The sequence below is a fragment of the Mycobacterium sp. SMC-15 genome, assembly GCF_045310925.1.
Classification (GTDB): domain Bacteria; phylum Actinomycetota; class Actinomycetes; order Mycobacteriales; family Mycobacteriaceae; genus Mycobacterium.
On record NZ_JBJIAJ010000010.1, the window covers coordinates 141,526 to 165,754 of the forward strand.

Annotated in this window: 20 protein-coding genes and 1 pseudogene; 5 read left to right on the top strand and 16 right to left on the bottom strand. The window is 65.9% G+C overall.

Annotated elements, in window-relative coordinates; all coding sequences use genetic code 11:
- Nucleotides 1-152 precede the first annotated feature (152 nt).
- The 3 genes from ACJH71_RS15970 (at nt 153) to ACJH71_RS15980 (ending at nt 2,673) form a co-directional block, all read left to right on the top strand.
- Complete coding sequence (locus ACJH71_RS15970) at nt 153-629, top strand: flavin reductase family protein (protein ID WP_406759030.1); 477 nt, start codon at nt 153-155, stop codon at nt 627-629.
- Nucleotides 630-693: 64 nt separating this feature from the next.
- Nucleotides 694-1,563 (top strand): inositol monophosphatase family protein, encoded by an 870-nt coding sequence (locus ACJH71_RS15975; protein ID WP_406758968.1) that lies wholly within the window; start codon nt 694-696, stop codon nt 1,561-1,563.
- A 240-nt stretch (nt 1,564-1,803) separates the two neighbouring features.
- Nucleotides 1,804-2,673 (top strand): aldo/keto reductase, encoded by an 870-nt coding sequence (locus ACJH71_RS15980; RefSeq protein WP_406758969.1) that lies wholly within the window; start codon nt 1,804-1,806, stop codon nt 2,671-2,673.
- Nucleotides 2,674-2,675: 2 nt separating this feature from the next.
- Here the strand turns inward: ACJH71_RS15980 and ACJH71_RS15985 are convergent, their stop codons facing one another.
- From ACJH71_RS15985 to ACJH71_RS16005, 5 genes are all read right to left on the bottom strand, one after another.
- Nucleotides 2,676-3,431, bottom strand: coding sequence for a succinate dehydrogenase/fumarate reductase iron-sulfur subunit (locus ACJH71_RS15985; RefSeq protein ID WP_406758970.1), 756 nt, complete (start codon nt 3,429-3,431; stop codon nt 2,676-2,678).
- Nucleotides 3,431-5,350 carry a fumarate reductase/succinate dehydrogenase flavoprotein subunit gene (locus ACJH71_RS15990; RefSeq protein ID WP_406758971.1) on the bottom strand — a complete coding sequence of 640 codons (1,920 nt, stop codon included), beginning with the start codon at nt 5,348-5,350 and terminating at the stop codon, nt 3,431-3,433. The genes ACJH71_RS15985 and ACJH71_RS15990 overlap by 1 nt, the downstream gene beginning before the upstream one ends.
- Before the next feature lie 34 nt (nt 5,351-5,384).
- The gene (locus ACJH71_RS15995; RefSeq protein WP_406758972.1) at nt 5,385-6,209 is read right to left on the bottom strand and encodes a hypothetical protein; all 825 of its coding nucleotides are present in this window, start codon (nt 6,207-6,209) and stop codon (nt 5,385-5,387) included.
- A gap of 70 nt (nt 6,210-6,279) precedes the next feature.
- Nucleotides 6,280-6,576, bottom strand: a complete 297-nt coding sequence (locus ACJH71_RS16000) for a hypothetical protein (RefSeq protein WP_046286628.1) — start codon at nt 6,574-6,576, stop codon at nt 6,280-6,282.
- Between the two features lie 165 nt (nt 6,577-6,741).
- On the bottom strand, nt 6,742-7,179 hold the full coding sequence (locus ACJH71_RS16005) for an Hsp20/alpha crystallin family protein (protein WP_406758973.1): 438 nt from the start codon (nt 7,177-7,179) through the stop codon (nt 6,742-6,744).
- Between the two features lie 218 nt (nt 7,180-7,397).
- Between ACJH71_RS16005 and nirB the strand changes: the two genes are divergently transcribed.
- Both nirB and nirD read left to right on the top strand, forming a co-directional pair.
- Nucleotides 7,398-9,965, top strand: a complete 2,568-nt coding sequence (gene nirB / locus ACJH71_RS16010) for a nitrite reductase large subunit NirB (protein ID WP_406758974.1) — start codon at nt 7,398-7,400, stop codon at nt 9,963-9,965.
- Entirely contained in the window at nt 9,962-10,330 is a 369-nt protein-coding gene (gene nirD / locus ACJH71_RS16015) for a nitrite reductase small subunit NirD (protein WP_406758975.1), read from the top strand. The genes nirB and nirD overlap by 4 nt, the downstream gene beginning before the upstream one ends.
- Here the strand turns inward: nirD and ACJH71_RS16020 are convergent.
- From ACJH71_RS16020 to ACJH71_RS16070, 11 genes and pseudogenes are all read right to left on the bottom strand, one after another.
- Complete coding sequence (locus ACJH71_RS16020; protein ID WP_406758976.1) at nt 10,327-11,460, bottom strand: uroporphyrinogen-III synthase; 1,134 nt, start codon at nt 11,458-11,460, stop codon at nt 10,327-10,329. The two genes, nirD and ACJH71_RS16020, sit on opposite strands and share 4 nt — an antisense overlap.
- Nucleotide 11,461: 1 nt before the next feature.
- A complete protein-coding gene (locus tag ACJH71_RS16025) occupies nt 11,462-12,853 on the bottom strand; it encodes a nitrate/nitrite transporter (RefSeq protein ID WP_406758977.1) in 1,392 nt (463 codons plus the stop codon).
- Nucleotides 12,854-13,076: 223 nt separating this feature from the next.
- Complete coding sequence (locus tag ACJH71_RS16030) at nt 13,077-13,769, bottom strand: sirohydrochlorin chelatase (protein ID WP_406758978.1); 693 nt, start codon at nt 13,767-13,769, stop codon at nt 13,077-13,079.
- Nucleotides 13,766-14,056: pseudogene (locus ACJH71_RS16035) on the bottom strand (winged helix-turn-helix domain-containing protein); the annotation flags it as partial. The gene ACJH71_RS16030 and the pseudogene ACJH71_RS16035, both read right to left, overlap by 4 nt.
- Before the next feature lie 95 nt (nt 14,057-14,151).
- Nucleotides 14,152-15,555: a nitrate/nitrite transporter gene (locus tag ACJH71_RS16040; protein ID WP_406758979.1), complete on the bottom strand. Its 1,404-nt coding sequence runs from the start codon at nt 15,553-15,555 to the stop codon at nt 14,152-14,154.
- 226 nt (nt 15,556-15,781) lie between these two features.
- Nucleotides 15,782-17,005 carry a sodium-dependent bicarbonate transport family permease gene (locus tag ACJH71_RS16045; protein ID WP_406758980.1) on the bottom strand — a complete coding sequence of 408 codons (1,224 nt, stop codon included), beginning with the start codon at nt 17,003-17,005 and terminating at the stop codon, nt 15,782-15,784.
- Nucleotides 17,006-17,450: 445 nt separating this feature from the next.
- Nucleotides 17,451-17,996, bottom strand: a complete 546-nt coding sequence (locus tag ACJH71_RS16050; RefSeq protein ID WP_406758981.1) for a GNAT family N-acetyltransferase — start codon at nt 17,994-17,996, stop codon at nt 17,451-17,453.
- 9 nt (nt 17,997-18,005) lie between these two features.
- Nucleotides 18,006-18,902 carry a 5-oxoprolinase/urea amidolyase family protein gene (locus ACJH71_RS16055; protein WP_406758982.1) on the bottom strand — a complete coding sequence of 299 codons (897 nt, stop codon included), beginning with the start codon at nt 18,900-18,902 and terminating at the stop codon, nt 18,006-18,008.
- 5 nt (nt 18,903-18,907) lie between these two features.
- Nucleotides 18,908-19,564: an allophanate hydrolase subunit 1 gene (locus tag ACJH71_RS16060; protein WP_406758983.1), complete on the bottom strand. Its 657-nt coding sequence runs from the start codon at nt 19,562-19,564 to the stop codon at nt 18,908-18,910.
- A 96-nt stretch (nt 19,565-19,660) separates the two neighbouring features.
- Complete coding sequence (locus ACJH71_RS16065; RefSeq protein WP_406758984.1) at nt 19,661-20,608, bottom strand: ABC transporter substrate-binding protein; 948 nt, start codon at nt 20,606-20,608, stop codon at nt 19,661-19,663.
- A 20-nt stretch (nt 20,609-20,628) separates the two neighbouring features.
- Nucleotides 20,629-24,228, bottom strand: coding sequence for a hydantoinase B/oxoprolinase family protein (locus ACJH71_RS16070; RefSeq protein WP_406758985.1), 3,600 nt, complete (start codon nt 24,226-24,228; stop codon nt 20,629-20,631).
- Between the last annotated feature and the right edge of the window lies 1 nt (nt 24,229).

A 24,229-nucleotide genomic window follows, 5' to 3' on the forward strand; every position in this document is an offset into this window, starting at 1 on the left:
CGGGTAACCAACCGGTTGGTCTCTATCCGGGAAAGTGGCCGTCAGCTGGCCGATCTGCCGAGGCCACGGGGCGGCGAGTAGGGTTCTGGGCGACCAGATCAGACGAGGCGAATGGGTCCCCGGTGAATCCCCACGTGAGTTCCGCGAGCAACCTGACCCCACTGACCCCGTCGTCGCTACGGGAAGCCTTCGGGCATTTCCCGTCCGGTGTGGTGGCGGTGGCCGCCGAGATCGACGGCGTGCGGGTCGGCTTGGCGGCGAGCACGTTTGTGCCGGTTTCGCTGGAACCGCCGTTGGTGTCCTTCTGTGTGCAGAACACCTCGTCGACCTGGCCGAAACTCAAGGACTCGCCGCGGTTGGGCATCAGCGTGCTCGGTGAGGCGCACGACGTGGCGGCGCGCACCCTGGCCGCCAAGACCGGCGACCGGTTCGCCGGGCTGGAGACGGTCACCAACGACGGCGCGGTGTTCATCAAGGGCACCGGGGTGTGGCTGGGCAGCTCGATCGAACAGTTGGTTCCTGCCGGGGACCACACCATCGTGGTGCTGCGGGTCTGTGAATTGACCGTCGATCCAGAGGTCGCGCCGATCGTGTTCCACCGCAGCGGTTTTCGGCGTCTGGGCGGCTGATACCCGAGTCGCCGCGGGCCTGCCGGGGGTGCGATAACCACCGCGGATGTGTTGCTATGGGCAGATGGCGCCCCTGCGTAGCGACCCCGTGCAGTTGAGGACCACCGCCGAGACGCTGGTGGCCGAAGCCGCCGCCTTCGTCCGGCGCCGACGCGCCGAGGTGTTCGGCGCGGAGGGGGTCGAGACATCTTCGGCCCTGGTTCAGACGAAAAGCAGCCCGACCGATCCGGTGACCGTGGTCGACACCGAGACCGAGAACTTCATCCGGGATCGACTGGCCCGGCTGCGGCCCGGCGATGCGGTGCTGGGTGAGGAAGGCGGAGGCTCCGGCAACGTCTCCGGCCGTGAACCGGGTGTCGTCACCTGGGTGGTCGACCCGATAGACGGCACCGTCAACTTCATGTACGACGTCCCGGCGTACGCGGTGTCGGTGGCAGCGCAGATCGGCGGGGTGTCGGTGGCCGGCGCGGTCGCCGACGTGGTGGGTGGTCGGATCTATTCTGCCGGTGCCGGATTGGGTGCACGGGTCGCCGATGGCCAGGTCACCGCGGGGCTGCGCTGCACCGATGTCAGCGAGCTGTCGCTGGCGCTGCTGGGCACCGGCTTCGGTTATTCGCCCCGGCGCAGGGCCGCTCAGGCAGAGTTGCTTGCCCGGCTGTTGCCGGCGGTACGTGACGTACGTCGGATCGGATCGGCCGCGCTGGACCTGTGCATGGTGGCTGCCGGGCGGCTGGACGCGTACTACGAGCACGGGATCAAGCCGTGGGACTACGCCGCCGGAGCACTGATCGCGGTCGAGGCCGGTGCCCGGGTGGTGCTGCCGGGCCCGGAAATCGACAGCGGCGACGTGTGCGTCGCCGCCGCGCCGGGCGTTGCCGACGCCTTGATCGCAATGCTGCAGCGTGAAGGCGGCTGGGCCGCTATTGGCCAATAGCCCGATCGCGCGGGGAACATTGTGAGCGGGTTCACTTCGGGGCCGGTTTATTGCCTATCACTTGTTGACCGCCACTCGGCCGTGTCGGTAGAAACGGACATGCGGAAGCGCTGAGGCTTCGGTGGCCGCATCGACGCGGAAATAGCCAGAGTGGTGAAAGCTGGCTAGTAGCAGCTGGTTTCCCGGCTGATCGACACGTAACTAGTGATAGCAACGTAACGGAATGCGTAGGTCGAAGAGATGACGGTTTCTTTCGAGTTGGAATCCCTTGCGGAGACTTCGAAGTCGATTCCCCAGGTGTCCCTCAATGACGAGGTGGCCATGCCCGTGCTGGGGCTGGGGGTCGCCAAATTGTCCGACGAGCAGACGCAGGCATCGGTACTGGCGGCCCTGGAAAGCGGCTGCCGGCTCATCGACACCGCCGCTGCCTACGGCAACGAAGCCGTTGTGGGACGGGCGATAGAAGCGTCCGGCGTTCCGCGTTCCGAGTTGTTCGTCAGCACCAAGTTGGGCACGTCCAATCAGGGCTACGCCGCTGCCAAGCAGGCCTGCCAACGCAGCCTGGAGCAGCTTGGTCTGGACTACATCGACATGTATCTCATCCACTGGCCGGCTCCGCAGCTGGGCAAGTACGTGGAGAGCTTCGAAGCGATGATCGAGGCCCGTGACGCCGGCCTGGTGCAGTCGGTCGGGGTATGCAACTTCACCGAGGAACACCTGACCGAGGTGATCGACGAGACCGGTGTAACCCCGGCGATCAACCAGATCGAACTGCATCCGAGGCTCAGCCAAGCAGAACTGCGCGGCGCCAACGCCAATCGCGACATCGTCACCCAGTCCTACAGTCCGCTGGGGGTGGGTCGGCTGCTCGACGACCCCGCGGTCACGGCGCTGGCGACCGCCCACGGGCGAACACCGGCACAGATCTTGATCCGGTGGAATCTGCAGAGCGGCAACGCGGTGATCTCACGGTCTGGGAATCCCGAGCGGGTTGCGGCGAACCTGGACGTGTTCGCGTTCGAGCTGTCGGAGTCCGACATGGCCACCCTGGACGGCCTGCACGACGGCACCCGGGTGTTACACGACCCGATGACGTTTCTGGGAACCTAGTCTCAGTCGGCCTTGCGGCGGAAGATCTTTCGCCCGAGCCAGACGACGGGGTCGTAGCGGTTCCCGGCCACTCGTTCCTTCATGGGGATGATGGCGTTGTCGGTGATCGTGATGTGCTCCGGGCAGACTTCGGTGCAGCACTTGGTGATGTTGCACAACCCCAGGCCGGCGTCGTCCTGGGCGAAGTCACGCCGGTCGGCGGCGTCCAGCGGGTGCATGTCCAACTCCGCGAGCCGGATGAACATCCGCGGCCCGGAGAACCGTGGCTTGTTCTCCTCATGGTCCCGGATGACGTGGCAGACGTTTTGGCACAGAAAGCATTCGATGCATTTGCGGAACTCCTGCGAGCGCTCCACATCGACCTGCTGCATTCGGTATTCGCCGGGTTTGAGATCTGCCGGGGGCTTGAACGCCGGCATCTCGCGGGCCTTCTCGTAATTGAACGAGACGTCGGTGACCAGGTCGCGCACCACGGGGAAGGTCCGCACCGGTGTCACCGTGATGGTCTCATCCGGGTCGAACGTCGACATCCGCGTCATGCACATCAGCCGCGGGAATCCATTGATCTCCGCCGAACACGACCCGCACTTGCCGGCCTTGCAGTTCCAGCGCACCGCCAGGTCCGGGGTCTGGGTCGCCTGCAGGCGGTGGATGACGTCGAGCACCACCTCGCCCTCGTTGACCTCGACCTCGAAGTCCTGTAGTCCACCGCCGTCGACGTCACCGCGCCAGACTCGCAGGTGGGCGTTGTGTGTCATTACGCTCTCCGTCCCGGATGTTGCGCCAGTTCTTGGTCGGTGTAGTACTTCTCCAGTTCGGAGATCTCGAACAGCTCCAGCAAGTCCTCGCGCATCCCGGTCTGGGGCTCCGGCGTGATCGTGATGTCGGGAACCGCGCTGTGGTCCGCAACGCGGCAGACCAGCAGGGTCTTGCGCCAGTTGGAGTCCATCCCGGGGTGGTCGTCGCGGGTGTGCCCGCCGCGACTCTCGGTGCGTTGCAGTGCGGCTTTGGCCACGCATTCACTGACCAGCAGCATGTTGCGCAAGTCGACGGCCAGGTGCCATCCCGGGTTGTAGTGCCGTCCGCCCTCGACGGTGACAGCCGCGAACCGGGCCTTGAACTCCTCGAGGCGGACCAGGGCCTGCTCCAGCTCGCCGGCGTTGCGGATGATGCCGACCAGGTCGTTCATCGACTGTTGCAGCTCGGAGTGCAGGGTGTATGGGTTCTCCGGCGCGCGGCCGCCGGTTGGCCCGTTGAAGGGCGCCAGTGCCAGCGCCGCGGCGGCCTCCAGCGCCGCGGGCGTCACCGCCGGCCGAGTGGCCAGACCCTGGACGTATTGCGCGGCACCTAAACCGGCGCGGCGTCCGAACACCAGCAGGTCCGACAAGGAGTTGCCGCCGAGCCGGTTGGAGCCGTGCATCCCGCCGGAGCACTCACCGGCGGCGAATAGCCCGGGAACTACCGCGGCGCCGGTGTCGGGGTCGACTTCGATGCCACCCATCACGTAGTGGCAGGTAGGGCCGACTTCCATTGCATCCTTGGTGATGTCGACCTCAGCGAGCTGCATGAACTGGTGGTACATCGAGGGCAGCCGGCGCTTGATCTCCTCCGGCGTGAGACGGGAGGCGATGTCGAGGAACACCCCGCCGTGCGGCGACCCGCGTCCGGCCTTGACTTCGGAGTTGATGGCCCGGGCCACCTCGTCACGGGGCAGCAGATCGGGGGTGCGGCGGGCCGAGTCGTTGTCCTTGAGCCACTGATCGGCCTCTTGCTCGGTCTCGGCGTACTGGCCTTTGAACACCGGCGGGATGTAGTCGAACATGAAGCGCGTTCCGTCGGAGTTCTTGAGCACTCCGCCGTCGCCGCGCACGCCCTCGGTGACCAGAATCCCCTTCACGCTGGGCGGCCACACCATCCCGGTCGGGTGGAACTGGACGAACTCCATGTTGATCAGCGTCGCGCCTGCTCGCAGCGCCAGCGCGTGTCCGTCGCCGGTGTACTCCCACGAGTTCGAGGTCACCTTGAACGACTTACCGATGCCGCCGGTGGCCAGCACTATCGCCGGTGCTTCGAACAGTACGAAGTCGCCGCCTTCACGCCAGTAGCCGAATGCACCCGAAATGGCACCGGTGGATTCGTCTTTGAGTAGCTCGGTGATCGTGCACTCGTGGAAGATCTTGATCCGGGCCTCGTAGTCGCCGAACTCGGCGAAGTCGTCCTGCTGCAGCGAAACCACTTTCTGCTGCATGGTGCGAATCAGCTCGAGGCCGGTGCGGTCTCCGACGTGGGCCAGCCGCGGGTAGGTATGCCCACCGAAGTTGCGCTGGTTGATCTTTCCGTCGGGGGTGCGATCGAACAGTGCACCGTAGGTCTCCAGTTCCCAGACCCGCTCCGGTGCCTCCCGGGCGTGCAGTTCGGCCATCCGCCAGTTGTTGAGGAACTTCCCGCCGCGCATGGTGTCGCGGAAGTGCACCTGCCAGTTGTCCTTGGAGTTGACGTTGCCCATCGACGCCGCGCAACCGCCCTCGGCCATCACGGTGTGTGCCTTGCCGAACAGCGACTTGCACACCACCGCAACGCTCAGGCCCTGTTCACGGGCTTCGATCACCGCGCGCAGGCCAGCGCCGCCGGCACCGATCACGACCACGTCGTAGGAGTGCCGCTGCACTTCAACCATGAATTCTCGCTTACCCTTCGTGTGATCGCGGCAATTAGCCGACGAACCGGAAATCGGTGATGACGCCGCTGGACACCAGTGCGACGTAGAGGTCGGTGAAGGCCAGCGTGCCCAGGGTGATCCAGGCGAACTGCTGGTGGCGGCCGTTGAACCAGCTGATCTTCGTCCAGAACCAATAGCGGACTGGGTGTTTGGAGAAGTGGTTGAGGCGGCCGCCGAATACGTGCCGGCAGGAATGGCAGCCGCCGGTGTATGCCCAGAGCATCGCCACGTTCGTGAACAACACGATGTTGCCCACTCCGAACCCGAATCCACCCGGGCCGTCGTCGGAGTGCAGCGCGGCGAACGCGTCGTAGGTATTGAGCGCGGCCAGCGCGAACGCGGCGTAGAAGAAGTAGCGGTGGCTGTTCTGCAGGATCAGTGGGAAGCGGGTCTCCCCGGTGTAGTGGGCTCGGGGTTCTGGTACCGCGCATGCCGTCGGCGACTGCCAGAAGGCGCGGTAGTAGGCCTTGCGGTAGTAGTAACAGGTGAGCCGGAAACAGAGCAGGAAGGGCAATACCAACGCCCCCAGGGGAATCCATCGCGGAAACTCCGGCAGCCAGACGCCCAGGTGGCTTGAGCCGGGCACGCACGAGGCGCTGATGCACGGCGAGTAGAACGGCGTCAGGTAGTGGTACTTGTCAACCCAGTAGGCGCTGCCCCAGAACGACCGGACGGTCGCGTAGATGATGAACGCGTCCAGTCCGAGGTTCACCCGCAGCGGCGAGAGCCACCAGCGGTCGGTACGCAGCGTGCGATTCGCGATCCGTGCGCGAGTCGCCGAGAAGACGCCGGGACGATTCACGGCGGGTGCGCTCATTCTGGTGGGGTTCCCTTCGGCTCAGTTCGTCGGAGGGCGCCCCTTGGCCGCAAGCAGCACCCGGTGTGGGTCAGTACCTGCCTTGGCCGCCGACGCCTTCGTCGTCGACGTCACGCCAGAATTCGCTGTCGTATTCGGTGTCGGGGATGGTGATCTTCTCGTGCGACCGCTCGGCCGCCCAGCGCTCCAAGTCCATCTCTCCGGCGTCGGATTCGAGGAGCTGAACATCGGTGAGGATGCGCTCCGCATCCAGTTCGATGCGGCGCATTCCGGGAATGTCGCCGAACCGGGTCTTCAGCCCCAGCACGCAACGCCGCAGGTCACCAATCAGGGTGTGCAATTCGGCGAGTTCGGTAGTGCTCGACACCAGACCTCCTCGGGTGGTACGGATCACAGTACGTACACCCGATGCTAATCACATGAGGAACCGAACGTGAGACAGATCACGTTGTGCGCATGACGTGTTCGACGCCGAAAACCCCCACACACGGGCGTGTGCAGGGGTTTTCGGGCCTCTCGGGTCCTGGCCGGCCTACTTGGTGATGGCGATGGTCTGCGGCGAGGTGCCCGCGTACACCCCGGCTACCCGGACCGTCAGTACGCCGGCGTCATACGACGCGGTCACGGCGTCGCCGGTGACGTGCGCCGGAACCGCGAACGAGCGGCGGAACGCGCCATAGCGCACCTCGCGCAGGGTGCGGTCGGTGTCGGTGTGCTCGTCGCGCCGCTCGCCTCGCACCACCAGCCGGCCCTTGTCGAGTTCGACCGTCACGTCCTTGTCGACATCGATGCCGGGCAGTTCCAGGCGGACCACGGCGTCGTCGCCGTCCTTGGTGATCTCCGCGGCCGGGCTGAACCCGTCCGGCGTGGGCGTCCGCCAGTCGCTGGCCGTGGCCGGGCTGAAGAAGTCGCGGACCCAACGGTCGGTGTCGAAGGGGGGCTTGCGCTGCCACAGGGTCAGGGTGCTCATGGGTGTCTCCTTGCGGTGATTACTGCGTGCCGGTCGGGTGCCGGTCCGTCACCGGATAGAACTTGAGTCGACCCCGCTAAAGTTCCGTGTTCGCCGAGGGTGAACGACCACGTCAGATCGGCTTCTCGTGAGCGGCCTCACAGCCGCGTGAGCACACCGTCACACGCTTGTAACGTATGGCGATATTCCGGCAATATCGGCTTCCTAACCTCTTTTCCATGACCACGATCGAAACCCCGCGCGCCGTCAAAGACCTTGTCGTGGTCGGACACGGCATGGTGGGGCACCGCTTCGTGGAGGCGCTGCGTAGCCGGTCCGGCGGCGGAAACTGGCGGGTCACGGTGCTCGCAGAGGAGTCCGATCCCGCGTACGACCGGGTCGGGCTGACTTCCTACACCGATGGATGGGACCGATCCCGGCTGGCGCTGCCGGGCAATGACTACGCCGACGACGAGCAGGTGCGCCTGATGCTGAGCACCCGGGTCGAGAAACTCGACCTGGCCGACAAGTCGGTGCTCGCGGCGGATGGACAGCGGTACGGCTACGACTCGCTGGTGCTGGCGACCGGATCGCGCGCGTTCGTCCCCCCGGTCCCGGGCCACGATCTGCCCGGATGCCACGTCTACCGGACCCTTGACGATCTGGACGGAATCCGGGCCGACATCGAGTGCATGCTGGAAGCCGGGAACACCCGCGCCGGAGTGGTGATCGGGGGCGGGTTGCTGGGGTTGGAAGCCGCGAACGCGCTGCGCGCCTCGGGGATCGAACCGCACATCGTCGAGATGGCGCCGCGGTTGATGCCGCAGCAACTCGATGACGCCGGCGGTGTGCTGCTGAGCCGGATGATCTCGGAATTGGGTATCGCGGTGCATGTCGGCGTGGGTACCGAGTCCATCGAGCAGCTGACCCACCAATACGGTTCGCCCACCCTGCGGGTGAAGCTGTCCAACGGCGACGCGATCGAGGCCGGACTGGTGATCTTCGCCGCCGGGGTGCGTCCGCGCGATGAGCTGGCTCGTGAGGCCGGCCTGGCGATCGCCGAGCGTGGCGGCGTGTTGACCGATCTGTCCTGTCGGACCAGCGATTCCGATGTGTACGCGATCGGCGAGGTGGCTGCCATCGAAGGTGTCTGCTACGGATTGGTCGGGCCCGGCTACACCAGTGCCGAGGTAGTCGCCGACCGACTGCTGGAGGGCGTTGCCGAATTCGGTGAGGCCGACATGTCGACCAAGCTCAAGCTGCTCGGCGTCGACGTGGCCAGCTTCGGCGACGCGATGGGAGCGACCGAGAACTCGCTGTCGGTCGTGGTCAACGATCCGGTGAAGCGGACCTACGCCAAGCTGGTGCTCTCCGATAACGCCAAGACCCTGCTCGGCGGGATCCTGGTCGGCGACGCCTCCTCCTACGGTGTGCTGCGTCCGATGGTCGGCGCCGAGCTGCCCGGCGATCCGCTGGACCTGATCGCCCCGGCCGGCTCTGGCGACAGCAAGAGCGCGCTGGGGATCAGCGCGTTGCCCGGGGCGGCACAGATCTGCTCGTGCAACAACGTCAGCAAGGATCAGCTGTGCGACGCGATCGCCGGCGGTTGCCACGATGTACAGAGCCTGAAGGACTGCACCAAAGCGGGAACCTCGTGCGGCTCCTGCATTCCGCTGCTCAAGGAGTTGCTGATCGCCGAGGGCGTCGAGCAGTCCAAGTCGCTGTGCGAACATTTCGCCCAGTCGCGCGCGGAGCTCTTCGAGATCGTCCAGGTCACCGGAATCCGCACCTTCTCTGAACTATTGGAACGGTTCGGCACCGGCTACGGCTGCGACATCTGCAAGCCCACCGTCGCCTCCATCCTGGCGTCCACCGGATCCGACCACATCCTCTCCGGCGAACAGGCCGCTCTTCAGGACACCAACGACCACTTCCTGGCCAACATTCAGCGCAACGGCAGCTACTCGGTGGTCCCGCGCGTTCCCGGCGGTGAGATCAAGCCCGAGCACCTGATCCTGATCGGCCAGATCGCCCAGGAATTCGGCCTCTACACCAAGATCACCGGCGGACAGCGCATCGACATGTTCGGTGCCCGGGTGGATCAGCTGCCCGCCATCTGGCGCAAGTTGGTCGACGCCGGCATGGAATCCGGTCAGGCGTACGGCAAATCGCTGCGGACCGTGAAGAGCTGCGTGGGCAGCGACTGGTGCCGCTACGGACAGCAGGACTCCGTGAAGATGGCCATCGACTTGGAGCTGCGTTACCGCGGGCTTCGCGCGCCGCACAAGATCAAGATGGGTGTGTCGGGCTGTGCACGGGAGTGCGCCGAGGCACGCGGCAAAGACGTCGGTGTGATCGCCACCGAGATCGGCTGGAACCTCTACGTCGGCGGCAACGGCGGTATGTCGCCCAAGCACGCCCAGTTGCTCGCCAGTGATCTCGACACCGAGACCGTGTTCCGCTACGTCGACCGGTTCCTGATGTTCTACATCCGCACCGCCGACCGCCTGCAGCGCACCGCACCTTGGATCGAGTCGATGGAAGGCGGTCTCGACCACGTCCGCGAGGTCGTCTGCGACGACTCCCTGGGGCTGGCGGAGGAGTTCGAGGCAGAGATGGCCCGCCACGTCGACAACTACACCGACGAGTGGAAGGGCGTGCTCGACGACCCGGAGAAGCTTTCGCGCTTCGTGTCGTTCGTCAACGCCCCCGACGCCGAAGACCCGACCGTCGCGTTCACCGTGCGTGATGGCCGCAAGATCCCGTTACCCGTCCCGGTAGTGCGCTCATCTGAGGAGGAATTATGAGCACCAACAACATTGACACTTGGATCACCGCCTGCCGCTACGACAGTCTGATCCCCGGACTCGGCGTCGGTGTCTTGCTCGCCGACGGTAAGCAGGCGGCGCTGTTCCGGCTTGACGACGGCTCGGTTCGTGCGGTGTGCAACATCGACCCGTTCTTCCGGGCTGCGGTGCTGTCTCGCGGGATCGTCGGTGACCGCGGCGGCCGTCTGTCGGTCATCTCGCCGCTGAAGAAGCAGGCCTTCGCGCTCGACGACGGCAGCTGCCTGGACGACCCGAGCGTCTCGGTGCGGGTCTACCCGACTCGGACCACCGCCGAGGGCTATGTGCAGATCGGCCAGACCGTCCCGGAGAGGGCGGTCGCTTAGCCCGCCTCCTGGTCCACCTGGTCCACGGCCAGGCGGTACCCCCGTTTGACAACGGTGGCGACAATATTCTTGTCGCCCAAGGTTGTCCGCAGCCTCAGTACGGCGGTCTCCACCGCATGAGTGCTGGCGCCGTTGCCGGGCAGCGCCTCGAGCAGAGTCTGTCGTGAGACGACTCTGCCGGGCCGGTGCGCCAGCGCTCGTAACGTAGCCATACTCGACGGTGACATCGGCTTGGGCTCCCCGTCGACTATCACGCAACTGCCGCGGACCTCGATGCGATGGCCGGCGGCGTGAACCGTGTGGGTGCGCAGCCGAGGCAGCTCGTCGACGATATGGCGTGCCAACGCGCCCAGTCGCATTCGTCGCGGCGAAGAGGTCGGGACCTCCAAGAGGGCCAGGGGCCGCGCGGTCAACGGTCCTACGCACATCGCGTGCACGTCGGACCGCAGCGCGCCAAGCAGGGCGTCGGAGATGCCGAGATCGGCGGCACGTGTCAGTGTCGCCATCACGGCGGCTGCCGAGGTGAAGCTGACCGCGTCGAACTGGCGTTGGGCGATCTGCGAGGTGAGCTGATCGAACTCTCCGCCGGGATGCGCCGGCCGCCAACGGTAAACCGGGATGGGTAGTACATCGGCCCCCGCCTTGCGGAATTGGTCGAGCAGCTCGGGGGCGGGATCCCAGTCGCCCGTGGTGCCGTGCAGCTGTACTGCCATGCGGGCGCCGGCAATGTTGGATTTCAGGTATTCGACCACCGCGGCTGATGACTCAGATTCGGGCGACCACTCCTCGGGCAAACCTACAGTGCGCAAGGCGCCCACGGCCTTGGGCCCACGGGCCACGATGCGGGCGGCGGTCAGGGCGGAGATCAGCTGATCGGCGATGCCCCATCCTTCGGCGGCGGCGATCCAACCGCGGAAGCCCATGGCGGTCGTAACAATCAAGACGTCAGGCGGTTCCTCGATCAATGATTCGGTGCGCCCGCGCAATACAACGTCGTCGGTCAGGTCGATCATGGTGATGGCCGGGGCGGCGCAGACCGAGGCGCCGTGGCGCCGCAGCATGGTGCAGAGCTCGTCAGCGCGCCGCGCTGACGTCACCGCGACCCGGTAGCCGCTCAGCGACGTGGACACCTTACGCCGGCGCCAGCGCGGCCCGAGCCGGTTGAGTGGCGAAGAACGGCCGACGTACGTACCTCAGCCAGGTCAGCGCCGCGGCCCCGACATAACCCACCAGGAAGATCCAAAACGCCGTCGTAGCCGAGCCGCTGGAGATATACGACTGGCGCAGAGCCAGATTGATTCCGACGCCGCCCAATGCACCGATTGCACCGGCAAATCCGATCAGCGCTCCCGACATGGCTCGCGCCCAATGCCGACGATCGCTCTCGTGCATACCCATTCGGTGGCTGTGGGCCTCGAAGACCGACGGAATCATCTTGTACACCGAGCCATTGCCGATTCCGGACACGATGAACAGCGCCACGAAGCCGATCACATAGCCCACCATCACGGCGCCGGACGTGGGACCGCTGCGATGGCTGTCCAGGGTGCTCACACTCACGAGCAACCCGGAGGCTGCGAACAAGCCGCCAAAGGCAGCCAGCGTGACTCGGCTGCCGCCGAGCCGATCGGCCAGTCGACCGCCGAAGATCCGCGAAATCGACCCCAAAAGCGGCCCCAAAAAGGCGATTTGAGCAGCATGCAAGGAGGCCTGCGCTGGGCTCTGGCCGCCGCCCACGAAGCTGATCTGCAGCACCTGGCCGAACGCGAAAGAGAATCCGATGAAGGAGCCGAACGTCCCGATGTAGAGCAGTGCGACGATCCAGGTGTCGAGCTCGGGAAGGATCGAGCGCATTGCGGTCAGGTCGGCCCTTTGGCCATCGAGATTGTCCATGAACAGCGCGGCACCGATAGCGGCCACCGTGAGGACGACCAGATAGATCGCACACACCCAATACGGCTGACGGTTACCCACGGTGGCCAACACTCCCAGTCCGACCAGCTGGATCAGCGGAACCCCCAGGTTGCCGCCACCGGCATTGACCGCCAGGGCCCACCCCTTGAGTCGGTGCGGATAGAACGCGTTCACATTGGTCATCGAAGCGGCAAAGTTGCCGCCGCCCAGACCTGTTAGGGCCGCACACACCAGGTAAGGCCACAGCGGCAGGCCTGGATGGGCCAGCAGGCCCATCATCCCGACGGTCGGGATCAGCAGCACCAGTGCGGAGAAGATCGTCCAGTTACGGCCGCCGAACGCCGCGGTGGCCAGCGAGTACGGTATGCGCAGTACGCCGCCGGCGAGCGTAGCCGTGGCTGCCAGCAGGAACTTGTCTCCCGCGGTGAAGCCGTACACCGACTCGGGCATGAACAACACCATCACCGACCAGATCGACCAGATGGAGAAGCCGGCGTGCTCAGCAACTGTCGACCAGATCAGATTGCGCCGCGCGATCTTGTCGTTGCCGGCCGTCCAGGCCACGGTGTCTTCGGGATCCCACTGGGTTATCAGGTGTGAACGAGCCATGTGGTCACGGTAGAAATCTTTCGTTACCGCAATGCTGCACGAGATGACTCGCCCGTGAACTTCTCCTCACGGTGCTGTCGACCGAGTGTGAGGCGGCGGAGTCGGTCCGCCGAACGCGAAGGAATGCCGGTGACACCTGTCAACGTGGCGGGGCCAGAAAGGAATTCAGGAAGTCCGCTTCAGCGCGAACGCCGCGCGGACGAGGACCGTTGCTGAAAACGGTTTAGCGCACTGGAATCCGCGTGTGGGCGGTGATGAACCGGTCGGCGACGACCTGGGCGATACCGGGATGCGTGCCCAGCGGCTCGGTCACCAGATCCGCGCCGGCGTCGCGCAGGCGGCGCTGGAAAAGGCCGTCGGCCAACAAGTACGACGCGATCACCACGCGTGAAGCGCCTTGGCTGCGTAGGTCGGCGACGGCTTCACCGACGCTGGGACCACCGGTAGCGGCGAACGCCACCGTGACCGGCGAACCGAGCAGCCCGGAAAGCATCTCCGCTGCGTGCTTCAAGTCGTTGTGCGCGAGGGGGTCTGATGAGCCGGCCGCGGCGAGAACCACCGAGTCTCCAGCGTGCCAGCCCGATTCGGTCAGCCGAGCGGCGACCACCGCGGCGACGCGATCGTCGGGGCCCAGCGCCGGAGTGATCGTGACATCGGGGTGACCGCTGGCCGCGACCTGGGTGGGTACGTCGACGCCCACATGGTAACCGCGGGCCAGAAAGGCGGGTACCAGGATCGCCGGGCGGCCGCTCTCGGCCTCAGCGGCAAGGATCTCCGCCGGGTTGGGTCCCAGCACGTCGACGAATGCCACGCGCACCGGTTGCCCCAACAAGCTACTGACCTGTTCGGCGAGTTCGCCGATCATGACGATCCCCTCGGGCTGACGGGTGCCATGCGCCACCAGGATGGGAATCATGCTGCCCCCTGCTCGCTGTCGACCGCCAGTCGGTACCCGCGCTTGACCACCGTGGCGACGATCTGGCTGTCGCCCAGCGCTGTTCGCAGCCGGAGCACGGCCGACTCGACGGCATGCGTGCTGTTACCGCGTCCCGGGAGGGCACGCAGCAACGTGTCCCGGGCAACCACGTTGCCCGGACGAAGCGCCAAGACGCGCAGGGCGGCCAGGCCGGCTGGAGAGACCGGTTTGACCATCCCGTCCACGAGAACCCGGCTTTCCTCGATCTCGATGCGGTGACCGGCGGCGTAAACGGCGGTACTCATGTATAAGATTTAGCCCCAGTCGATTTCATCTGTGTTACCGACCGATTTCGGATCCGTTGCCCGATTCGTGTTCCGGGTCACGCCGAGATCTTCTCGCCGTCTGCCGGAACCCGGGAGCTTTGGCCGCCCCGAACCCGCGGGGGCCGGCGAACGTACATCACCCAGGTCAGTGCCGCAACGGCGCAGTACGACGCCAGAAAGACCCAGAACGCGGGTGTCTCTGTTCCCGAGCTGGCGTAGGCCTGACGCAGGATCAAGTTGATGGCGACCCCGCCGAGCGCGCCGACCGCGGTGGCAAACCCGATCAAGGCGCCGGAATGTGAACGTGCCCAATGCCGGCGCTCGGCTTCGTCGGCATCCAGTGAGCGACTGCGCGCCTCGAAGATCGACGGGATCATCTTCAACACCGATCCGTTGCCCATTCCGGCGAGGATGAACAGCACCATGAATGCGGCGATGTAGATCACGATCGTCGATGTGGTTGCGCGGCTGTTGTGGTCGTCGATCGTGCTGGTCACAAGCAGTACGGCTGACGCCAGGATCATGCCGAGGAACACCACCAAGGTGACGCGGCCGCCGCCACGGCGGTCGGCCACCCGGCCGCCGTAAATGCGGGCCAAGGCGCCCAACAGTGGGCCTAGGAACGCGATTCGCGCAGCGTAGAGCGCCGCCTCGGCGGGGCTGTGGCCGGCCTTCTCGAAAGTGACGTGCAGCACTTGGGCGAATGCGAAAGCGAAGCCGATGAACGAGCCGAACGCGGCGCAGTACAGCGCCGAGACGATCCAGCTGTCCGGGACCGACAGGATCGACCGGATGCTGCCCACCTCTTCCATGCCGTGGTCGAGGTTGTCCATCCACAGGGCTGCGCAGGTTCCGACCACGGCAAGCAGCACCAGATACACCGAGCAGACCAGTTCGGGCTTGGTGTTGCCGACGGTAGCCAGTACCAACAGGCCGACCAGCTGGATGGCTGCTACCCCGAGGTTGCCGATGCCGCCGCACAGTCCGAGGGCGACGCCCTTGAGCCGCTGGGGGTAGAAGGCGTCGACGTTGGCCAGCGACGCGGCGTAGTTGCCGCCACCCAGGCCGGTCAGTGCGGCGCACACCAGGTACATCCACAGCGGCTGACCGGGGTTGACGAGGAGCAGCAGCGTCCCGACGGTCGGGACCAGCAGGATCAGCGAGGAGGCCACCGCCCAGTCCCGGCCGCCGAACTTCGCGGTGGCCCGGACGTAGGGCACGCGGACGCATCCACCGACCAGAGTGGCGACCGCGGCCAGCAGCAGTTTGTCGCCGGGTTTGATGCCGTAGACCGACTCGGGCATGAACAGCACCACCACAGACCACAGCGACCAGATGGAGAACGCGACGTGGGTACTGGCGGTGGACCAGATCAGGTTGCGTCGTGCGATGGCGGCATTGCCGGTCTCCCAGGCGGCGCAGTCCTCGGGATCGAAATTGCTGATGTGGCCGTTCGTCATGCGATCTCCTCAGGCTCTAGGCCATCGCCACGCGGACAATCTCGCATCACGATGGACGGTCTGCGAACCTACCGACCCGATCTGGCAAGTGGCAGAACAGAACCTGAAAATGCGGTGGGCACACGGCCTCTCAGTGGCCTACGTCACGTATTGGCCGCGCGCGCAGGATATTTCGCCTGGTTGACCGACAGAGTGGAGAAGCGTTGCGTTCGGTTGGAACCTTCTGTCAGCTGACTGGAAGCCAGGCGTTGACGGCCTTCGCGATCTGGAGATACAGCGGAATCCCAATGGTCACGTTGTAGGAGAACGTCAGGCCCAGCGATGCGGCCAGTGGAACCGTCGGACTGGCCTCGGGGATCGCCATGCGCTGCACCGCCGGAACGGCGATATAAGAAGCCGCGCCGCACAGTACAGCGAACAGCACGTAGCTGCCGGCTTCAAAATGGGTGCCGGTGATCTGCGAATAGGTGTGGATGATGAAAATTCCGGCTATCGCAAAGAGGTTGGGTGCCAACAACCCAAAGGCGATCAGACCGCGTCCCGCGGACCGCAGGTCCTTGAGCTTGCGTGAGGCAGTCATTCCCATTTCGAGCAGGAAGAGGCACAACATTCCCTGGAACGCGGTGACGAAGACGTGGTCACCGTCCTCGATGACCGAGGCGCCCTGCAAGCGGCCGACGAAGCCGATGAGGATCCCGCCGAACAGCAGGTACAGCCCCGGGTTGAGCAGCACCTCCCGCATCAGGGCTCCGCTGGACTGTGCCGAGACCGTGGTCGCCGTCACCGCGCCCGGCTGAGCGTGCTCCTGCCTTTCCAGCGCCAGGTCGATCTCGTCTTGAATGCCCTGGTCGTGCCGCGTGGTGGTGCGCGCTCCGTTCGCCTGGGCGGCGGCGGCGACCAGTTGCCGGCTGGCCTTCTTGTTGTAGCCGGGCTCGTCTGCCATGTTGCCGCGGGCGTCCATTCCGCGTGCACGCAACCGTGACACCAGGACCAGGGCCACAATGCAGCCCGGGATCTCCATGACAGCCAGCATCACCGGCATGTAGGCGTCGAACGCGATGTCCAGCGTGGCGAGCACGCCAAGGCAGGTGGCGAAAGTGCCGGCGGAGTCTGACCCGTAATACCCGGCGACGGTGGCACGGTCGATACGTCTCATTTTGGTCATTCGGGTCAGCAGCCAGTAGGCGACGAACCCGATGATCAAGTTGGTGGCAAAGCCGAGCACGATGAAGCCCAGGACGCCGCCGATGTTCGACGAGTCGACGGTTGCGAGCTCTTCGCCGCCACGCCAGCCGATGGCGAGCAGCAAATACAACGTCAAGCCCTGATACAGCACGTAGGGGAACTCGAACTGGATCTTCAGCAGGGGGATGAGGAACCCCATGTAGAAGAAAAGCAAGAGTGGCTTGAACAAGTTGTGGGTGAAGTTGTGCCAGAACTCGTACAGCATGAGGGTGCGTCTTTCGAGAGGGGGGCCGTGCAAGGCCGGGGCCAAGCCGTGACGGTCACACCATAAGGCCACTTTTGTTGGGCGTCGCCCTGAAGTCAGCCCCCTGCAACTATTGGCAGCAGAGTGGCAGGGAGCCGCAAAATCCGGCCTTGCGTTCGAGGTGTGTCCGCGCCGGGCGCGGGAAGCCGACGCGGTCGACGCGGCCAGTATGTGCAGGTCAAAGCCCTGAAAGCTTTCTTGACAATGGCGAACAGCCGTAATGCCGGTGTCGCCGCGCCCGTTCGCCTGTGAGACTGACGCAATATTAAGTTAACAATCAATCCTGCTGACGCTTGAATCGCACGGCTGATTCTTATGAACACTGCAGGGATTGTGAGCCACCTCACTGGAGTCCCGCTCGGTCACCGCGCATACACCGGTTGTCTACGGTCTGTTAACCGTGCGGCTACCACACTTGGCCGTCGCGCCAGTCGCAGCTCAGCTCGGCGGAGGTGTCCAGATCGGTGTCCACCGGCATGACAAACACAGTGCCGTCCGCCTCGGGGGTACGCACCGGCCCGGTGGGGGCCAGGACGGCAGTGGGTCCGCGCCACAGCAACCATCCTCGGGCGGTGTACAGCCGGCGGCTGATGCTGGGTGAACTGAGCGCGCCGAGTTCGAAGGCGCCGCGGATCACCTGCTCGCACGCCTGGAGTACGGCGGTGCCCAGGCCCCGCTCCCGGTGATCGGCCTGGACGGTGACGGCTTCTATATAGCCGCACCGCAGCGATCTGCCGCGATAGAGCAGTTGGCGCCTGATTACGCAGCCGTGAGCGATCAAGACGCCGTGGTGCCAGATCAAGGCGTGCATGCCACCGAGCGCATGCTGCCAGTCGGCGTCGGAGAGTGTGCCCCCGGAGGCCTCGGTGACCAGCCGACGTGCGCCGCGGCGGGTCTCATCGTCCAGATCGCTGGTGTGGATCAGGCGGGCGGTATGAACCTGGCCGGGCACCCGAAGGGCCTACCAAGCCGAGCGCGCGGCGGGATGTTGACGGGGCCGCGACCAGTGCATCCGCACCGTCTGCCCGGGCCGGACCTGGGCCAAGGTGTCGATGTCCTCATCGACCACAACCCCGACCACCGGATAGGCCCCGGTCACCGGATGGTCGGGGCCCAGGATTATCGGAAAGCCGTTCGGCAGGATCTGGATGGCGCCCCGATCGGCACCCTCGGCGGGCAATTGCCTTTCCGGCCAACGGTATTCCAGAGGCATCCCGACCAAGCGCATGCCGACCCGGTCGCTGCGGTTGCTCACCAGCCAGTTGGTGCGCACCATGATGTCGGGGTCAAGGAACCAGTCGTCGCGCGGCCCGGGCGTCACCCGCAACTCGACCACGTCGTCGGGGATGGTCGCCACCGGTGCCTGGTCGATCTCGGGGTAGTCGCCGGTCCGTTCGCCGATCTGCAGCACATCGCCGTCGCGCAACGGGGCCGGGCCGATCTCGCCCATCACGTCGTAACTGCGGGAACCCAGTACCGGGGTTACGTCGATGCCGCCCCGCACCGCCAGGTAGCTGCGCAGCCCCGACCGCGCCGTGCCCAGGGAGACCACCTGGCCGTCGCGGACGTGTTGAATGCTGTTGGTGCCGAAGCTGACTCCGTTGACATTCGGATCGGTGTCGGCGCCGGTGACCGCGATGTCGACGTCGCCGCCGTGGACCCGCACGGACAATCCGCCGAATGCCACCTCGATGGTGGCTCGATCATCGGGATTGGCCAACAGTCGGTTGGCCAACCTGTGCGAGCGACGGTCGGCGGCACCGGAACGGCTGACACCGAGATGCCCTAACCCGGCCCGGCCCAGATCCTCGACCAGGGCCAACGGGCCGGTGTGCAGAATTTCCAGAGTGGTTGTCATGGCGGTCACGCGGCCCGGAATTGCACCGACAGGCCCGGTGTCAGCAGTGCCGGGGCAGGACGGTTCAGATCCCACAACACGGCGTCGGTGTGGCCGATCACCTGCCAGCCGCCGGGCCACTGACGCGGATAGATGCCGCTGAACTGGCCGGCCAGCGCCACCGAACCGGCTGGAACCGGACGCAGCTCGGCGCGGCGGGGCACCTGCAGCCTGGGGTCGCCGCCCAGCAGGTAGGCGAAACCCGGTGTGGATCCGCCGAAGCCCACCAACCAGGGCGTGGTGGTATGGGCGTTGATCACCTGGGCCACGCTCAGGCCGGTGTGTTCGGCCACCTCGGTCAGGTCCGGCCCGTCGTAGATGACGTCGACAACCACGTCCGCGGGGCCTTCTGAGGCGCGAGTTCGGACCGCATCGGGGTCGGCGTCCAGGGTTGTCAGGCGGCGCCGGACACCTGACAGGTATCGGGGTGCGGCCACTTTCACCAACACCGTGTGCGACGCCGGGACGATGTCGACCACGCCGGGCAGCGCTGCCGAATGCAGCGCCGCGGTCCATGCCAGCACGTCGGTCGTTGAGTCGAACTGCAACAGCAAAGCGCTGTCGCCATAGTCGAGGACCATGTCGGTCTTGGTGAAATCCGTGAAATCCAATGCCACGCTCATGCCACGACCGTAGCCCCGAATGGCGGCAAATAGTGACGTAGAACACAATTCTGCGGGGTATGCCAGAGGGGTCTTACCGAACGCGCAGAGTCGGCCCTAGCCGGTGATCTTGGCGATCAGCGCCGGTAGCTGCCCGGCCACCAGCGGGTAGCTCAGCGGGGAGGCGAAGGCGATCGCGCCGGCCTGGTCTTTGGTGGTGAAAATGCTGCGCGACTCGAACCCGGCGATATCGGGATCGGCCAGCAGAGCCGTGCGCTCGTCGTCGCTCTCGGTGGTCCAGATCAGCACGTCCGCGCCGCCGAGTGCGGATGCGATCCGGTCGTGCTCGATCACCGAGGGTCCATCGGCGACGGTCAATCCCATCTGGGTGAGAAACGCAGTTCGCCACCCAGTGGCGGCGCTGACGTTGCCCTGGTCCAGTCGACCGGCCAGCAGCAGTACCTTCTTGCCTTTGAAGCCAGGGCGCGCGCTGGCGACGTCGGTGAACGCGGCGTCGACCCCGTCGACCAGCGACTGCATCTGCTGACCGCGGTGCACCGCTTTGCCGATGGCGGCGGCCTGAATCTTCCAGGGCTCGAAGAAGGCGTCGCCGCCCGACTGGGGCACGGTCGGCGCGATGGCCGACAGCTTCTGATAGGTATCAGCGTCCACGCCGGCATTCGTCGCGATGATCAGATCCGGTTTGAGGTCGGCGATCTGTGCGACCGCAATCCCGTTGTCCAAGTTCAGCACTACCGGCTTGGCGTCCCCGAGCTGCCGCTGCGCCCACGGCCACACTGCAAAAGGCTGGTCACCGAACCAGTTGGTCACCGCGATCGGAACGACGCCGAGCGCCAGCAGGTCGTCCTGCCCGGTGTAGCCGGCGCAAACCACTCGGGTGGGCGGCTCCGGGACGGTCGTCTCACCGAAGATGTGGGCGATGGTGGTCGGTCCGGGTGCGCCGTCATCGCCGTGCTCATCCGACGAGCAGGAGGCCAGCAACGCGGCGGCACCGGCCGCGCCACAGAGGCCGAAGAAACCACGCCGGCTCCACTGGTCCCGCATCCGGTGAGATTAACCCGCGATCAGCGGGACTCGCCATACCCGCCGCCGCCCGGAGTTTCGATCACCAGCACATCACCCGGGCCGACGTCGGTGGAATCGCAGCCGGCCAACTCGGTCACCGAGCCACTCGCGCGTTCCACCCGGTTGCGTCCCAGTTCGCCGGTCTGGCCGCCGGCCATACCGTAGGGCGCGACCCGCCGATGCCCCGTCAGCACGCTGACGGTCATCGGCTCGCGGAACTCGATCTTGCGCACGCCGCCATCACCGCCGCGCCAGCGTCCGGACCCGCCGCTGCCGTGCCGGATCGCGAACTCGCGCAACAGCACCGGGAAGCGCATCTCCAGAATTTCGGGGTCGGTGAGCCGCGAGTTGGTCATGTGGGTCTGCACCACCGAGGCGCCGTCGAAACCCTCGCCCGCGCCCGATCCGCAGCCCAGCGTCTCGTAGTACTGGTGGCCGGCGTTGCCGAACGTGACATTGTTCATGGTTCCGGAGCCTTCGGCCTGCACCCGCAGCGCAGCCAGCAGTGCCCCGGTGATGGCTTGGGAGGTCTCGACGTTGCCGGCGACCACCGCGGCCGGGTAGGCCGGCGACAGCAGGGTGCCGTCCGGGATCGTGATCTTTAGCGGGCGCAGGCAGCCATCATTGATCGGGATATCGTCGGCTACCAGAGTGCGGAACACGTAGAGCACCGCGGCGGTGGCCACCGAGGACGGCGCGTTGAAGTTTGTGGCCAACTGGGGCGATGTTCCATCGAAGTCGATGGTGGCACCCCGCGCCGCGCGGTCGACGGTAATCCGCACCGCGATCGTTGCGCCGGAGTCCATCTCATAGCGGTACTCGCCGTCATCGAGCGAATCGATGACCCGGCGCACCGCTTCCTCGGCGTTGTCCTGGACGTGGCGCATGTAGGCCTGTACGACGTCCAGCCCGAAATGCGAGATCATGGAGCGGATCTCGTCTATGCCCTTCTGATTCGCGGCGACCTGCGCTCGCAGATCGGCGAGGTTGGTATCGGGGCTGCGGGAGGCGAATGTGGCCCCCGTGAGATGGTCCCGGGTCGGTGTTTCGCGGAACTGGCCGCCGTCGACCAACAGCCAGTTGTCGAACAGCACGCCCTCCTCGACAACGGACTTGCTGTCGGCGGGCATGGAACCCGGTGTGGTCCCACCGATTTCGGCATGGTGACCGCGTGAGGCCACGAAGAACAACACGGGGTCGTCCGGGGTTGCGCCTTCGGCGTACACCGGAGTGACGACGGTGATGTCGGGCAGGTGGGTGCCGCCGTGGTACGGGTCGTTGACCGCATAGACCTGGCCGGGCTGCATCGTCGAAGCCCGGCGGGCGATCACTTCCTTGACGGTCGCACCCATCGATCCCAGGTGTACCGGGATATGCGGCGCGTTGGCCACCAGATTGCCTTCGGCGTCGAACAATGCGCAGGAGAAGTCCAGCCGCTCACGGATGTTCACCGACTGGGCGGTGGCCTCCAGCCGGGTGCCCATCTGTTCGGCGATGGACATGAACAGGTTGTTGAAGATCTCCAGCAGTACCGGATCCGCCGCGGTCCCGGCCGCGGCCGGTGCTGCGGTGGTCAGCCGTTTCAGCACCAGTTGCCCGTCGGCGGTCAGCTGGGCCTGCCAGCCGTCGTCGACGACGGTGGTGGCGTTGTCCTCGGCGATGATGGCCGGCCCGATCACCACGTCGGTGATCGATTCCCGCCGGTGCAGCGGCGCATCCCGCCAGGCGCCACCGGTGTAGAGGCGCACGATCTGGCCGGCGTGATGAGATGCGTCGGCAGCGCTTCGCTGCAACAGCTCGGGTTGCTCGGTGAGGCCGGTCGCCTCGACCGAGACCGTCTCGGCGATAAGCGGACGGTCCATCAGGAACGAGTACATGCCGCGGTGGATGTCTTCGAACGCCGCCGTCATCGCAGCGACGCCGTCGAACTCGACCGGGATCGAGGTGTCAGTTCCCTGGTAGCGCAGCTGAACTCGGTGGATCACCCGTGTCCGGTCGGGCGGAATGTCTTGGTCGGCGAGCTCCGCGCGAGCTGCCCGCTCCAGGCCGTCCGCTACCTCGCGCAACCCGGCGAGGGCGGTGGAATCCAGCTCGGTCTCGACGGCGCGCTCGCGGATCACGGTGGTGTCGGCCAACCCGATCCCGAGTGCGGAGAGCACGCCCGCCATCGGCGGTACCAACACCGTACGGATGCCGAGCTCGTCGGCGACCGCGCACGCGTGCTGTCCGCCGGCGCCACCGAAGGTGGTCAGGGCGTAGCGGGTGATGTCGTAGCCCTTGGCCACGGAGATCTTCTTGACCGCGTTGGCCATGTTCGCCACGGCGATGCGCAGGAACCCTTCGGCGACCTGCTCGGCGGTGCGGTCATCGCCGGTGGCGATGAGAATATCGTCGGCCAGGGCGGCGAAGGACTGTCCGACCGTTGCAGCATCGAGCGGTTCGTCGCCGGCCGGTCCGAACACTGCTGGGAAATGGTCCGGTTGGATGCGCCCGAGCATGACGTTGGCGTCGGTGACGGTCAACGGTCCCCCGCGCCGGTAGCAGGCCGGGCCCGGGTCGGCGCCCGCGGACTCCGGGCCCACCCGATACCGGCTGCCGTCGAAGTGCAGGATCGAGCCGCCGCCGGCCGCGACGGTGTGGATATGCAGCATCGGTGCTCGCAGCCGCACGCCGGCGACCTCGGTGGTGAACACCCGCTCGTATCCGCCGGTGGCGGTGTAGTGGGATACGTCGGTGGAGGTTCCGCCCATGTCGAAACCGATCACCGAGTCGAAGCCGGCCATCGCCGACATTCGAACCATGCCGACGATTCCGCCGGCTGGCCCGGACAGGATCGCGTCCTTGCCGCGGAAATGATCTGCCGCCGCCAGCCCCCCGTTGGACTGCATGAACATCAGTCGCACGCCGGTGAGCTGGTCGGCCACCTGTGCGACATAGCGACGCAAGACCGGTGACAGATAGGCGTCGACGACGGCGGTATCGCCGCGTGGGATCAGTTTCGGCAGCGGGCTGACCTCGCACGACAACGAGACCTGGGTGAAACCGATCTCGCGGGCCAGCTCTCCGATTGCCCTTTCATGCACCGGATTTCGGTAACTGTGCAGGCATACCACCGCGCACGCGCCGATCCCCTCGGCGTGGGCGGTGCGCAGCTGTGCGGCCAAGTCATCCAGATTCGGCGCCTGCAGCACCGTCCCGTCGGCGGCGATGCGTTCATCGACCTCGATGGTGCGTTCGTAGAGTTGCTCGGGCGTCACGATGTGCCGGTCGAAGATGCGTGGCCGATTCTGATAGGCGATGCGCAGTGCATCCCCGAAACCCCGCGTGATCACCAGCAGGGTGCGTTCACCGGCGCGCTCCAGCAGGGCGTTGGTGGCCACCGTCGTGCCCATCCGCACCGCATCGATCAGCCCGTCCGGAATGGGCGCCTCGCCGTCGAGCTGCAGTAGGGCGCGGATTCCGGCCACCGCCGCGTCTCGGTAGTGCTCCGGATTCTCCGAGAGGAGCTTGTGCGTGAGCAGACGCCCGTCGGGGTGGCGCGCCACGATGTCGGTGAACGTGCCGCCCCGGTCGATCCAGAACTGCCATGTAGCCGACACG

Bases quoted from the DNA above. Each gene is read 5' to 3' on its own strand.
- ACJH71_RS15975 (WP_406758968.1), top strand. From the start codon at position 694: ATGGCGCCCCTGCGTAGCGACCCCGTGCAGTTGAGGACCACCGCCGAG.
- ACJH71_RS15980 (WP_406758969.1), top strand. From the start codon at position 1,804: ATGACGGTTTCTTTCGAGTTGGAATCCCTTGCGGAGACTTCGAAGTCG.
- ACJH71_RS15985 (WP_406758970.1), bottom strand. From the start codon at position 3,431: ATGACACACAACGCCCACCTGCGAGTCTGGCGCGGTGACGTCGACGGC.
- ACJH71_RS15990 (WP_406758971.1), bottom strand. From the start codon at position 5,350: ATGGTTGAAGTGCAGCGGCACTCCTACGACGTGGTCGTGATCGGTGCC.
- ACJH71_RS15995 (WP_406758972.1), bottom strand. From the start codon at position 6,209: ATGAGCGCACCCGCCGTGAATCGTCCCGGCGTCTTCTCGGCGACTCGC.
- ACJH71_RS16005 (WP_406758973.1), bottom strand. From the start codon at position 7,179: ATGAGCACCCTGACCCTGTGGCAGCGCAAGCCCCCCTTCGACACCGAC.
- nirB (WP_406758974.1), top strand. From the start codon at position 7,398: ATGACCACGATCGAAACCCCGCGCGCCGTCAAAGACCTTGTCGTGGTC.
- nirD (WP_406758975.1), top strand. From the start codon at position 9,962: ATGAGCACCAACAACATTGACACTTGGATCACCGCCTGCCGCTACGAC.
- ACJH71_RS16025 (WP_406758977.1), bottom strand. From the start codon at position 12,853: ATGGCTCGTTCACACCTGATAACCCAGTGGGATCCCGAAGACACCGTG.
- ACJH71_RS16030 (WP_406758978.1), bottom strand. From the start codon at position 13,769: ATGATTCCCATCCTGGTGGCGCATGGCACCCGTCAGCCCGAGGGGATC.
- ACJH71_RS16040 (WP_406758979.1), bottom strand. From the start codon at position 15,555: ATGACGAACGGCCACATCAGCAATTTCGATCCCGAGGACTGCGCCGCC.
- ACJH71_RS16045 (WP_406758980.1), bottom strand. From the start codon at position 17,005: ATGCTGTACGAGTTCTGGCACAACTTCACCCACAACTTGTTCAAGCCA.
- ACJH71_RS16055 (WP_406758982.1), bottom strand. From the start codon at position 18,902: ATGACAACCACTCTGGAAATTCTGCACACCGGCCCGTTGGCCCTGGTC.
- ACJH71_RS16060 (WP_406758983.1), bottom strand. From the start codon at position 19,564: ATGAGCGTGGCATTGGATTTCACGGATTTCACCAAGACCGACATGGTC.
- ACJH71_RS16065 (WP_406758984.1), bottom strand. From the start codon at position 20,608: ATGCGGGACCAGTGGAGCCGGCGTGGTTTCTTCGGCCTCTGTGGCGCG.